The sequence below is a fragment of the Flavobacterium sp. GT3P67 genome (genome assembly GCF_004349155.1).
In the GTDB taxonomy this organism is placed as follows: Bacteria; Bacteroidota; Bacteroidia; order Flavobacteriales; family Flavobacteriaceae; genus Flavobacterium; species Flavobacterium ranwuense.
In genome coordinates this window covers 267,750-281,538 of sequence record NZ_SMLF01000003.1, presented here as the reverse complement: position 1 = coordinate 281,538, position 13,789 = coordinate 267,750, and the positions used below count along the sequence as shown (strand labels likewise).

Below are 13,789 nucleotides of genomic sequence, written 5' to 3'. Positions count from 1 at the left end.
AGACCTTGTAGGTATAAATATGGTGACGAAAATTATTGGTTGCTAATTAGTTAGTTTTAATTTAATTTTAAAAATAAAGAATAATGTTTGCAAAATATAGTAGAATAGCGGTTTCAGGAATTGCCGTATTGAGTTTATTATTTGCTCAGCCGGCAGTATCGCAAGTAAAAGCAAAAAAACAAGTTCCTTTAAATTACAGTCAATATGTAAATCCATTTATCGGTTCTGCCGGGCATGGTCATGTATTTGTTGGTGCCAATGTTCCTTTTGGAGCAGTTCAATTGGGGCCGTCCAATGTTTTTGAAGGTTGGGATTGGTGTAGCGGCTACAATTATGCCAGTAATACCATTCTGGGTTTTACCCATACACATTTAAGCGGTACGGGAATTGGTGATTTGAATGATATTCTTTTATTGCCAGTAACCGGAAAAGTGCCGCTCACAAAAGGAACAAAAGAAGACATGCAAAATGGTTACGGTTCTTATTTTTTACATGAAAATGAAATCAGCAAACCAGGTTATTACAGCGTTTTATTGGATAAATACAAAATAAAAGCAGAGTTAACGGCTTCGGAAAGAGTTGGTTTTCATAAATATTCTTTTAATTCTGCTGATGATTCTCATGTTTTATTGGACTTGGCCGATGGTTTAGGATGGGACAAACCTGTGAAAACATACATCAAAAAAATAAGCGGGAATACAATCATTGGTTATCGTCATTCAAAAGGATGGGCTGATGATCAACGCCTGTTTTTTGCCATTGAATTTTCTCAGCCTATTTCGGCTATTTCCTTATATGACAGCATTTCAGCATTAAAAGGAAGCGAAGCAGAAGGAACAAGATTAAAAGCGGTTATCGATTTTGCAAGTTTAAAAAACAAACAGGTTTTAGTCAAAGTGGGACTTTCTCCGATGAGTTATGAAAATGCTTTGGCAAATATAAAAGCCGAAATTCCGCATTGGGATTTTGCAAAATCAGTAAAACAAGCTGATTCAAAATGGAATGCAGAACTAGGAAAAATTAAGATCAGTGCGGATGATGAAACTAAAAAGGTTTTTTACACCGCTATGTACCACACCATGTTTGCGCCCTCTATTTTTAATGATGCGAATGGCGATTACAGAGGAACCGATAAAAAAGTATACGAAAAAGCAGGATTTACTAATTATACCACTTTTTCACTTTGGGATACTTATCGTGCTTTACACCCTTTGTACACCATTACTCAACCAAACAAAATCAATGATATTGTAAAATCATTCTTGGCAATCTATCAGCAACAAGGACGACTACCAGTTTGGCATTTGATGGGTAACGAAACCAATACCATGAATGGGAATCACTCAATTGCCGTTATTGTAGATGCTTATTTGAAAGGATATAGAGGCTACGATGTTGAGCTTGCTTACGAAGCTATTAAAAAGACATCGATGCAAACCCGTGCGGGTATGGATTATGTTCAAAAGTTAGAATACATTCCAGCTGATTCGCAGTTGGAAAGCGTTGGAAACGCTTTAGAATACGCTATTGATGACTGGTGCGTTGCCCAGATGGCAAAAGCATTGAACAAAACCGACGATTATGTGTATTTCTCTAAAAGAGCCAAATTATATGAGCTTTATTTTGATTCGAAAACCGAGTTCATGAGAGGTAAATTAAAAAATGGTCAGTGGCGCGAGCCGTTCAATCCGCTTTCATCATCACATCGTGAAGACGATTATGTGGAAGGAAATGCATGGCAATACACTTGGTTAGTGCCACAAGATCCGTACGGTTTGATAAAATTATTTGGTAACGAAGAAAAATTCACAAAAAAGCTAGATTCTTTGTTTACCCAACAAGAAGGAGTGGTAGGTGAGAATGCTTCACCAGATATTAGTGGTTTTGTAGGGCAATATGCTCAAGGAAACGAACCCAATCATCATATTCCATATTTGTATGCTTATGCAGGACAGCCTTGGAAAACGGCAAAATTGATACGCGAAATTGCCGATACTTTTTATACGACCAAGCCTGATGGTTTATGCGGTAATGAAGATTTAGGGCAAATGTCAGCTTGGTACGTTTTCTCAGCTATGGGCTTTTATTCGGTTAATCCGGCGAATGGAATCTATGTTTTGGGAAGTCCTTTGGTAAATCAGGCAACGGTACAAACTAAGAATGGCGTTTCATTCAAAATGACAGCAGTAAACAACAGTGCTGCTAATATGTACATTCAAAAAGCAGAATTTAACGGAAAACCATATACAAAATCATACATCACCCACGATATGGTTACCAAAGGTGGTGAGCTGAAATTGTATATGGGCAGCATGCCTTCGACTACTTGGGGTGCGAAAAAGGAAGACAGACCTTTGTAACAAGTTTGCAGTGTTCAGTGCTCCTGTAAGGGTTTTTAAACCCTTGTAGGTTTATTTTGAGCGGCAGTTCACATTTTAACACATACATTTTGCAGTATATATTTAAGAATGAAATTATGAGAAAAAAAAATTTAATTTTTTTCGGCTTGCTTTTTTTATGCTTAGCCGCTAATGCACAAAATAAAACTTTTGATCCTGTAGAATATGTAAACCCTTTGATGGGAACGCAATCAGTACACAGTCTTTCTAATGGGAATACCTATCCTGCTATTGCGAGGCCTTGGGGAATGAATTTCTGGACACCGCAAACCGGTAAAATGGGAGACGGATGGATTTATAATTACACGGCTGAAAAAATCCGTGGGTTCAAACAAACGCATCAGCCTTCGCCATGGATGAATGATTACGGACAGTTTTCGATTATGCCGGTAACAGGAAAATTAGCTTTTACTGAGGATGAAAGAGCGAGTTGGTTCAGCCATAAAGCCGAAATCGTAAAGCCGCACTATTACAGTGTATACCTTGCCGATTTTGATGTGACCACAGAACTGACCACAACCGAAAGAGCGGCACATTTTCAATTTACTTTTCCTGAAAATGAGCAGTCTTCTATAGTTATCGACGCTTTTGATAAAGGGTCGCATATCAAAATAATCCCGTCAGAAAATAAAATCATTGGTTATACTACCAGAAATAGTGGTGGCGTTCCAACTAATTTCAAAAACTATTTTGTTTTGATATTCGACAAACCATTTGCATCGAATGATACTTGGCATGACAAGGTTTTGGAGAAAAATAAATTGGAGTTGACAGATAATCATGTTGGTGCAGTGGTTGGTTTCAAAACCAAAAAAGGAGAGAAAATCAGTGTACGAGTGGCTTCATCTTTTATCAGTATCGAACAAGCAGAATTGAATTTAACAACTGAATTAGGAAAGGCTTCATTTGAACAAACCGTTGCAGACTCTAAAAAGGAATGGAACAAAGTTTTAGGGAAATTAACTGTTGAAGGTGGCAGTGAAGACCAGTTAAGAACCTTCTATTCTTGTTTATACCGTACGGCTTGTTTCCCTCAAAAGCATTACGAAAAAGATGCTACAGGAAAAATTATTCACTATAGTCCTTATAATGGTAAAGTTTTGCCTGGTTATATGTATGCCGGAACTGGTTTTTGGGACACCTTTAGAGCCTTGTATCCGTTGTTGAATTTGGTTTATCCTTCCATCAATAAAGAAATGCAGGAAGGTTTGATCAACGATTATAAAGAAGGTGGTTTTTTACCGGAATGGTCCAGTCCAGGTTTCAGAAATGTGATGGTGGGGAACAATTCGGCATCTGTAGTTTCGGATGCTTATATGAAAGGATTACGCGATTATGACATCAATACTTTGTATGAAGCTTTGTTGCATGGAGCCAATAACGAAGGCCCAATGGATGCGGTAGGCAGAAAAGGCGCGGAGTATTACAATACTTTAGGTTATGTGCCGTATGATGTAAAAATTAATGAGAATGCCGCACGAACATTGGAATATGCTTACGATGATTTTGCTATTTGGAAATTGGCGAAAGCCCTAAAACGTCCGAAGAAAGAAATCAATTTGTTTGAAAAACGAATGATGAATTATAAAAACGTTTTTAATCCAAAATTTGGACTAATGAGCGGAAGAAATAAAGACGGAAGTTTCCCTGCTAATTTCAACCCGTTTAAATGGGGAGATGCTTTTACCGAAGGAAACAGCTGGCATTACAGTTGGAGTGTTTTTCACGACATAAATGGATTGATTGGTTTAATGGGTGGAGAAAAAACATTCGTATCTAAATTGGATTCAGTGTTTACCATACCTCCCGTTTTTGACGACAGTTATTACGGATCGGTTATTCACGAAATCAGAGAAATGCAAATTATGAACATGGGACAATATGCGCACGGTAATCAACCGATTCAGCACATGATTTACTTGTACAATTATGCGGGCCAGCCTTGGAAAACACAATATTGGTCAAGAGAAGTGATGAATCGTTTGTACAAACCAACGGCGGATGGCTATTGCGGTGATGAAGATAACGGACAAACTTCGGCTTGGTATGTTTTTTCAGCGATGGGCTTTTATCCGGTTTGTCCAGGAACAGAGGAGTATGTGCTAGGAGCACCATTATTCAAGAAAGTAACTTTGGAATTAGAGAACGGGAAGAAACTGATCATAAATGCACCTAATAATTCAGAAGATAATAAATATGTTCAGGAATTAAAATGGAATAATTCAACCCATACTAAGAACTTTATCAACCATTTTGATGTGTTGAAAGGTGGCGAATTAAATTTTGACATGAGCAATACAGCCAATCAAAAAAGAGGAACATCAGCGAGTAGTTATCCATATTCTTATTCAACTTCAAAATAATACTATGCAATCACGTAGAAAATTTATAAAAAACACAGGAATTTTATCAGCAGGTTTGTTGGCACTTCAGTCGGAAGTTTTTGCTTCTGAGTCTAGTATTTTTAATTTTCCAATGAAAGATTTTGTCAGTAAACGTCCGCCACTGGCTCAAAGAAAATTTACCAGCAAGGCAATCGAAGCGGCTATTGTCAGAATAAAAAAACAAATAGCAAACCCGGAACTGGCTTGGTTATTTGAAAATTGTTTTCCAAATACTTTAGACACCACGGTAGATTTTGAAATCATCGATGGAAAGCCGGATACGTATGTAATTACGGGTGATATTGATGCCATGTGGTTGCGCGACAGTACAGCCCAAATTTGGCCTTACCTTCCTTTTGTCAAGGAAGATAAAAAACTTCAAGAACTGATAAAAGGGGTAATCAACCGTCAGACAAAATGCATTATTCTGGATCCTTATGCCAATGCTTTTTATAAAGATTTCAACCAAGTAAGCGAATGGAAGAATGATATGACCAAAATGCAACCGGGAATTCATGAGCGTAAATGGGAGATCGACAGTTTGTGTTATCCTATCCGATTGGCGCATGAATATTGGAAAAATACCGGGGACATCAGTATGTTTGATGCCGATTGGAAAAAAGCCATGGAACTGGTGTTGCAAACTTTCAAAGAGCAACAGCGTATGGACGGAAAAGGGCCATATACTTTTCAGCGTAATACGGCATGGGCTACCGATGGAGTACCATTGAGCGGTTACGGTTATCCCGTGAAACCTTGTGGATTGATTGTTTCTACTTTTAGACCTAGTGATGACAGTACTTTGTTTGGCTATTTAATTCCAAGTAATATGTTTGCCATTGAAGTGCTTGGTTATTTAGTTGAAATGTTCTCTTCTGCTGGATTGAAGGACGAGTCTATTGTTTCTAAAGCCAAAGAACTAAGAGAACAAGTGGAGCAAGGCTTGAAGGAACAAGGGATTATAGAGCATCCAAAATTTGGAAAAATCATTGCTTTTGAAGTTAACGGTTACGGAAGTTTTCACATGATGGATGATGCCAATGTCCCTTCTTTGTTGTCATTACCATATTTGGGAGCCATTGCCCCTGATGATCAATTATATCTAAATACCCGTAAAGTGGTGCTTTCAGAAAATAATCCATTTTTCTATAAAGGAAAAGCAGGAGAGGGAATTGGTGGTCCGCACACCGGTGCCGATACGATCTGGCCAATGAGTATTATTCTAAGAGCGATTACCAGTGTAGATGAAAATGAAATCAGAAAGTGTATCAGTAATTTGATTAAAACGCATGGCGATACCGGTTTTATGCACGAGTCTTTTCATAAGGACGATGCAATGAAATTTACCCGTAAATGGTTTGCATGGGCTAATACGCTATTTGGCGAATTGATTGTTCATATGAGTAACAAGTATCCTCAAATTTTAAGCGATAGGAATATTTAAGCAATATATCAATATCAATGACCATGGAAAAAAATAATACTAATTTAAAAATGAAAAGTATAAAACTCCTTTTTTTGTTACTTCTTATCGCTAGTGGTATAACTGCTCAGAGCAATAAAAATCTTTCTGTAATCGCGTATTACACGGGTGATGATAAATTGATAAATGAGTTTGAGATAAATAAATTGACACATATTATTTATAGTTTTTGTCATTTAAAAGATGGAAAATTAAATGTTGATACGGCTAAAGATTCCCTTGCCATTAAACATTTGGTATCATTAAAAGCTAAAAATCCGCAGTTAAAAATTATGTTGTCATTAGGCGGTTGGGGCGGTTGTGCTCCTTGTTCTGATGTTTTTTCTACAGTAAAAGGAAGAGCAGTTTTTGCAAAATCGGTACTAGAAGTTAATACTTATTTTAATTGTGACGGAATAGATTTAGATTGGGAATATCCCACTATAGAAGGAGTTCCAGGGCATTTGTATCAACAAGCTGACAAAAATAATTTTACGGAGCTTATAAAAATTCTTCGCCAAACCTTAGGGAATAAGAATGAACTTAGTTTTGCGGCTGGAGGTTTCCAGAAATATTTAGACGAATCTGTCGAATGGGAAAAAATAATGCCATTGGTGGATCGTGTAAATATTATGAGTTACGATTTGGTAAATGGTTATTCAAAAGTAACGGGTCATCATACGCCATTGTTTAGCACCAAAAAAGATGAAGAATCTACTGACAAAGCGGTAAGCTATTTATTAAAATTAGGAATACCTGCCAAAAAATTGGTTATTGGAGCAGCCTTTTACACCCGCATTTGGAAAGAAGTATCCAATATTAATAACGGTTTATATCAATCTGGTGAACCAACTGGTGGTGTAAATTTTAAAAAATATACCACTTCATTTACAACAGTTGATGGTTGGGAATATTTTTGGGATAAAAAAGCAAAGGCACCTTACTGGTATAATGAAAAATTAAAATTATTTGCTACGGGTGATGATATTGCTTCTGTTAAGGCAAAGACGAGCTATGCAATACAAAAGAAATTGGGTGGTATTATGTTTTGGGAACTGGTTTTAGACAGTTCGCGCAATGGGATGCTAGATGCGATAGATCAAATAAAAACAGCTAAATAATTCAATTTGGATATTTTAAATCGATATTAATCCAGTTAAAAAGAACAAATTAATTGGTTTTGTAAGCGTTTATAAAAAATAATGAAAAGTCTATTATCTATAACTTGATAAAAAATAAAATGAAAAAAATTGCAATACTATTGTTGGTTTTCACAAGTGTTATTTCTCATGCGCAACAAGCAGAAAATATCATCATCATAACAACAGATGGGTTAAGATGGCAGGAGCTTTTTAAAGGGATGGATTCTTCCATTGCCAATAATCGAAAATTTAACCAAGGGGACAGTACTTATATTTTTAAAAAATATTGGAACGATGATGTTAAAGAACGCAGGGAAAAGCTGATGCCTTTTATGTGGTCAGTAGTTGCTTCAAAAGGACAATTATATGGCAACAGAAATTATAATAATAAGGTAAATAATGCCAATCCACACTGGTTTAGTTATCCGGGTTATAGCGAAATAATGACTGGTTATGCCGATCCCGCAATCAATTCAAATGAGTATAAGCCGAATCCTCATGTTACTGTATTGGAATTTTTAAACCAACAACCAAAGTTGAAAGGGAAAATTGCTGCTTTTGGAGCATGGGAAGCATTTGATAGAATCCTAAACGAAAAAAGAAGTGGTATACCTGTAGCTTCAGCCTATGATAAAATAGGAGGGAATAACCCAACTGCCCAACAAAAACTGATCAATGATATGTTGACTGATTCCTATAAGCCTTGGCATGCAGATGAGTGTTTTGATGTGTTTACGCAGTATGAAGCTTTGGAGGAATTAAAAGTGAATAAACCAAAAGTATTGTATATCGCCTATGGAGAAACAGATGAATGGGCGCATGGCGGACAATATCGTTCGTATTTAGATGCTGCTCATCAAGTAGACGCATGGATTAAGCAAATATGGGATTTTGTGCAAAATGATCCACAGTATAAAAACAAAACAGCTTTAGTCTTTACAACAGATCATGGCCGAGGAGATAAGATAAAAGCAGAATGGACGAGCCACGGAAGAACTATACAAGGCGCATCCGAAATATGGTTTGCAGCTATGGGAGTGGGAATCACCGGCAAAGGAGAAATAAAGACGGAAGGACAATTCTATCAGGAACAATTTGCTCAGACGATTACTAAATTGCTGGGATATACTTTTAAGGCCAATCATCCAATTGCTAAAGAGATGGCGGAAGTATTGAAATAGTAAACTAGTTAAAACATAAAGAGTTGAGAATAGCTTCTTTTTAGAGTATCAAAATAAAAATGTAACCTATGAATAGTATAATAAAACAAAGGATTATGGCACTTAGAAGTTCAGTTCTATTATTTCTTTTATTAGCTTCAGTGCTAATGAATGCACAACAACAGCCTTCTATTATTCCAAAACCTGTAGATCTTAAAATGGGAAGTGGCAATTTTACAATTGATGGAAATACGGCTATCCAATACAAGAAATCACAAAAAGAGCTAAAAGCAACTGCTGATTTTTTTGCATCCTATATTAAAAATATTTCAGGATTTTCTTTAAAATCAAATAAAGCTGCAGCGAAAAAAGTGGAGTTTGTAATTGAAAAAGACATTCAAGAAGAAGGATATCAGTTAACTGTATCTTCAACTGCTATTGTAATTAAAGCGAGCAGTCCAAAAGGTGTTTTTTACGGCATGCAATCAATCTTTCAAACCTTACCGGCGATTCGTACCAATGCAGCTTTGGAAGTGCCAATTATGGTGATAAATGATTATCCTCGTTTTAAATGGAGAGGAATGCATCTGGATGTAAGTCGTCATTTTTTTGGCCCGGAAATCGTAAAAGAATACATCGACCTGATGGCTTCTTATAAAATAAATGTGTTTCACTGGCATCTTGTGGATGATCAAGGTTGGAGAATTGAAATAAAAAAATATCCAAAATTAACCGAAATTGGAGCTTGGAGAGTGGATCAAACCCATTTAAATTGGAGCGAAAGACCTCAGGCCAAAGAAGGACAGCGTCCTACTTATGGTGGGTTTTATACTCAGGAACAAATCAAGGATATTGTAAAATACGCCACAGAAAGAAATATTACGGTTGTGCCTGAAATAGAAATGCCGGGCCACGTAGCTTCAGCCATTGCTTCTTATCCGCAATTGAGTTGCACCCAACAACCGCAACTTCCTATGACAGGGGGGAATTATTCGAATATGTCATCTAATTATTGTGCCGGAAATGACGAAGTTTTCTCTTTCTTAGAAGATGTACTTACGGAAGTGATGCCACTCTTTCCTTCGAGTTATATTCATATAGGTGGTGATGAGGTTGACAAAGGACCTTGGAAAAAATGTGCCCGTTGTCAGGCAAGAATGAAAAGTGAGGGTTTAAAAGATGAGCATGAATTGCAGAGTTATTTTATCAAGCGAATTGAGAAATTTGTTATCAGCAAGAAAAGAAAGATAATTGGCTGGGATGAAATATTAGAAGGTGGTCTTGCTCCCGAAGCTGCGGTAATGAGCTGGCGCGGTGAAGCTGGTGGTGTCGAAGCAGCTAAGATGAAGCACAATGTGGTGATGACGCCGGGTACTCCTTTTTATTTTGATCATTATCAGGCGGGTCCTGAAGGAGAGCCTTTGGCTATTGGAGGCTTCAATACCGTAAAAAGAGTTTATGATTATGACCCTATTCCTAAAGAATTAAATAAAGAAGACGAAGCATATATTTTAGGCGCACAGGCTAATATATGGACAGAATATATTACTACTCCTGAACATTTAGAATACATGATTTTGCCACGTATGGCTGCATTGGCAGAAGTGTTGTGGGATCCAAAAGAAAATAAAAACTGGGATAGTTTTAATGAGCGCTTGCAATATCATTTTAAAGGGTATGCTCAAAAAGCCTTGCACTTTTCTCCGGGTAATTTTACAGTGAGTATCAAGCCTTCCACTGAAAACGGACCATTAATGGTAACCCTTTTTACAGAAGCATTGAATGGAGAAATCCGGTACACTACAGATGGTTCGGAACCAACGGTACAAAGCGATAAATATGAAAAGCCTATAGCTATTAATTCCTCTTTGGTGTTAAAAGCATCGACAGTAGTGGATGGACAAATAAAAGGACTGCAGGCTGCAAAACAAAATTTTGTGATGCATAAAGCGGTTGGAAGCACTGTCAAATATACTAATCCGGTAAGTCAATATTACTTGGCCGATGGTCAAAATTCTTTAATAGACGGAGTTAGAGGGACAAGCGTAGTGGGTAAATACTGGCATGGGTTCAGCGGGAAAGACATGATTGCAACAATAGATTTAGGTCAGGCTAAGACTATTCAAAATATTTCATTGGGTTGTTTGCAAAATTATAGCGATTGGATTTTTTTACCACAATCCGTGAAATTTGAGGTTTCAGCAGACGGGAAAACTTTTACAGAAATAAAAACGGTGAACAATCCGGTTGATATCAATCAGAAATCGGCGATGCATAATTTTAGTACAACCTTTAGTCCACAAACTGTAAAATTTGTAAGAGTTACTGCTAAAAGTAATATTTGCCCTCCGGGTCATAGCGGAGAAGGAAAACCGGGATGGGTATTTGTAGATGAAATTATAGTAGAATAGTCAGATGAAAATATAAAAAAATTATCGAGTAACTTTTTTAACAAATAGTAAATACAAGAAAAAATAAATGAATAAAGAATATGCATTAGGGCTAGATGTTGGAGGAACTCACATTACTGTGGCAGTTATAGCTATTAATAAGATGAAAGTTCTTGATTTTTCGCTGCATAAAGAGTCTTTTGATTCTAATTTGTCAGTAGCTGAGGTGATGGATATTTGGGAAAAAGCCATTCGCATTTCATGGAAGAATTCCGGGGTAGAAAAGTTGGAAGGATTAGCAATATGTATGCCGGGTCCATTTGATTATGCAAGTGGCATTTGTTGGATAAAAGATCAAGCTAAATATGAACATTTTTATAGTTTAAATATTCGGGAATTAATTCAGGAAAGACTTAATTTGTCTAATGATATACCAATTCTTTTCGATAATGATGCCAATTGTTTTGGTAAAGGAGAATTTTTTAAAAATGCAGAAAATAGTTCAAGAAAAGTAATGGCAGTTACCCTTGGTACCGGTCTTGGGGCTTCTTTTATAGACAATGGTAAAGCAATAGATTCAGGAACTCAAGTACCGGCAGACGGCGAGTTATATAACCTTCCATTTAAAGAGGGAATTGCTGAGGATTATGTGTCAGTTCGAGGGCTCTTATCTCGTTATGAAGCAGTAAGTGGAATAAAAATTAGCAATGGTCTTGAACTTTTTAATCGTGCAAATGATGGAGATGTTTTGGCCATAAAAGTATTCGAGGAAGTAGGAGCCGATTTAGCCGAAATTGTACTTCCGTGGTTGAGAAGCTTTGAAGCAGACAGTTTTATAATCGGGGGTAAAATTGCAAATGCGAGTGTCTATTTCTTACCTGCTTTTCAGCAAAAAATAAGGGATTCCGGGAGTGAAATCATTATCTTAGTATCCACAGATAATGAAATTTCGGCTTTACTGGGTGCTACAAGTTTACTTTGTGAAGCGTAGGTGCAAATACAAGAATTAATTCCATGATTATTTGGAGTTGTTTTGAAACGAAAGTTGGATTAATATAAAATAGAAAATATGAATAACCGTAGGAGTTTTATAAGAACAGCGGCGATAGCTTCTGTAGCAGTGGCGTTAAATTCATTCAAAGGGAAGCCAGAGGAAGAAAATGATTTTTCATCTAAAAAAGGAAAGAAACCCATTGTACTTTCTACATGGAATTTTGGGATACAAGCTAATGCAGCCGCTTGGGAAATATTAAAAAATAAAGGGCGGGCCTTAGATGCTGTAGAAGCAGGAGTAAAAATTCCTGAAGCTGACCCTAAAGAGCGAAGTGTGGGCTATGGCGGACGACCAGACAGAGACGGTCGGGTAACACTTGATGCTTGCATAATGGATGAAAATGCCAATATTGGTTCGGTAGCTTGTTTAGAATACATCAAACATCCTATTTCTGTAGCTCGAGGAGTGATGGAAAAAACGCCTCACGTGATGCTGGTTGGTGATGGTGCTTTGCAATTTGCGTTGTCGCAAGGTTTCAAAAAAGAAAATTTATTGACTGAGGAATCGGAAAAAGAATGGAAAGAATGGCTGAAAGACAGCAAATACAAACCCATCGCTAATATCGAAAATCATGACACGATTGGAATGATTGCTTTGGATGCTGACGGAAACCTTTCGGGTGCTTGTACCACAAGTGGAATGGCTTTTAAAATGCACGGACGTGTAGGCGACTCACCAATTATAGGTGCGGGATTGTATGTTGATAACGAAATTGGAGCTGCGACTGCCACGGGTCACGGAGAAGAAGTAATTCGGATTTCAGGTTGTCATTTGGTTGTAGAATTGATGCGTCAAGGGAAATCACCACAAAAAGCCTGTGAAGAAGCAGTTGCCCGAATTGTGAAATTGACTAAAAACAGGAAAAAAGAATTAAAAGACATTCAAGTTGGTTTCATCGCTTTGAATAAAAAAGGAGAATACGGCTCGTATTGCGTTCAAGGTGGTTTTAACTACGCCGTTAATGACGAAACTGGAAACCGATTAATTGATGCAGATTATTTTTTGAAATGAGCATAACTGGAGTTTGATGCAAAGAAGGATGATACTATGGGAATTACATATTCCAATAAAAACAATAGGTTCTACATATGAAATAAATGAGAAAAGGTAAATTAGAGATAGCGTGTTTTAATCTGGAATCAGCCATTATTGCACAAGAAAGTGGTGCCGATAGAGTAGAATTGTGTGCTAATATGAAAGAGGGTGGAACAACGCCAGATTTTGAAATGACTAAAACTGCCCGCAAAGTTCTGTCAATCGATTTGAATGTAATGATAAGGCCTCGTGGTGGAAATTTTGTTTATTCTGATTTTGAATTTGAACAAATGAAATCAGAAATCATAGCCTTCAAAAAGTTGCAAGTAGATGGCTTTGTTTTTGGAATTTTAAAAGAAGATAATAGTTTTAATGAAGAACAAAATGCGGAGTTAGTTGCATTAGCAAATCCACTTCCATCTACTTTTCATCGTGCTTTTGATACAATAAAAAATAGATTTGAATCACTTGAATCCGTAATTAAATGTGGTTTTAAAACCATTTTGACTTCTGGGCTAGAAACAAATGTGATTGAAGGAATTGATGTATTGGTAACTTTAGTAGAAAAGGCAAATGATAGGATTACAATCATGCCAGGCGGCGGTTTGCGATCTACTAATGTTGCATTGTTACAAGAAAAAACAAAAGCAGTTTTTTATCATTCTTCCGCCATTGTTGATTCAGGAGAAACAGCAAGCGGTAATGAGATAGAAGGCATAAAAGCTAATTTGCAATACTAGTAAAGAGACCTTTTTTAAATCGA

The 13,789-nt window shown here is 36.9% G+C and carries 9 protein-coding genes; all 9 read left to right on the top strand.

The window, feature by feature from the left end:
• The first annotated feature begins 83 nt into the window (after positions 1–83).
• The gene (locus E0H99_RS07605; RefSeq protein ID WP_131993298.1) at positions 84–2,360 is read left to right on the top strand and encodes a GH92 family glycosyl hydrolase; all 2,277 of its coding nucleotides are present in this window, start codon (positions 84–86) and stop codon (positions 2,358–2,360) included.
• 116 nt (positions 2,361–2,476) lie between these two features.
• Positions 2,477–4,762: a GH92 family glycosyl hydrolase gene (locus E0H99_RS07600; RefSeq protein ID WP_131993295.1), complete on the top strand. Its 2,286-nt coding sequence runs from the start codon at positions 2,477–2,479 to the stop codon at positions 4,760–4,762.
• A gap of 4 nt (positions 4,763–4,766) precedes the next feature.
• Complete coding sequence (locus E0H99_RS07595) at positions 4,767–6,227, top strand: glycoside hydrolase family 125 protein (RefSeq protein ID WP_131993292.1); 1,461 nt, start codon at positions 4,767–4,769, stop codon at positions 6,225–6,227.
• Between the two features lie 50 nt (positions 6,228–6,277).
• Positions 6,278–7,366 (top strand): glycoside hydrolase family 18 protein, encoded by a 1,089-nt coding sequence (locus E0H99_RS07590; protein ID WP_131993289.1) that lies wholly within the window; start codon positions 6,278–6,280, stop codon positions 7,364–7,366.
• 119 nt (positions 7,367–7,485) lie between these two features.
• Positions 7,486–8,568: a phosphoglyceromutase gene (locus E0H99_RS07585; RefSeq protein WP_131993286.1), complete on the top strand. Its 1,083-nt coding sequence runs from the start codon at positions 7,486–7,488 to the stop codon at positions 8,566–8,568.
• A 68-nt stretch (positions 8,569–8,636) separates the two neighbouring features.
• The gene (locus tag E0H99_RS07580; protein ID WP_205728673.1) at positions 8,637–10,958 is read left to right on the top strand and encodes a family 20 glycosylhydrolase; all 2,322 of its coding nucleotides are present in this window, start codon (positions 8,637–8,639) and stop codon (positions 10,956–10,958) included.
• 67 nt (positions 10,959–11,025) lie between these two features.
• Positions 11,026–11,928: an ROK family protein gene (locus E0H99_RS07575; protein ID WP_131993283.1), complete on the top strand. Its 903-nt coding sequence runs from the start codon at positions 11,026–11,028 to the stop codon at positions 11,926–11,928.
• A 78-nt stretch (positions 11,929–12,006) separates the two neighbouring features.
• Positions 12,007–13,002, top strand: a complete 996-nt coding sequence (locus E0H99_RS07570) for an isoaspartyl peptidase/L-asparaginase family protein (RefSeq protein WP_131993280.1) — start codon at positions 12,007–12,009, stop codon at positions 13,000–13,002.
• A gap of 86 nt (positions 13,003–13,088) precedes the next feature.
• Complete coding sequence (locus E0H99_RS07565; protein WP_131993277.1) at positions 13,089–13,766, top strand: copper homeostasis protein CutC; 678 nt, start codon at positions 13,089–13,091, stop codon at positions 13,764–13,766.
• Positions 13,767–13,789: the final 23 nt, after the last annotated feature.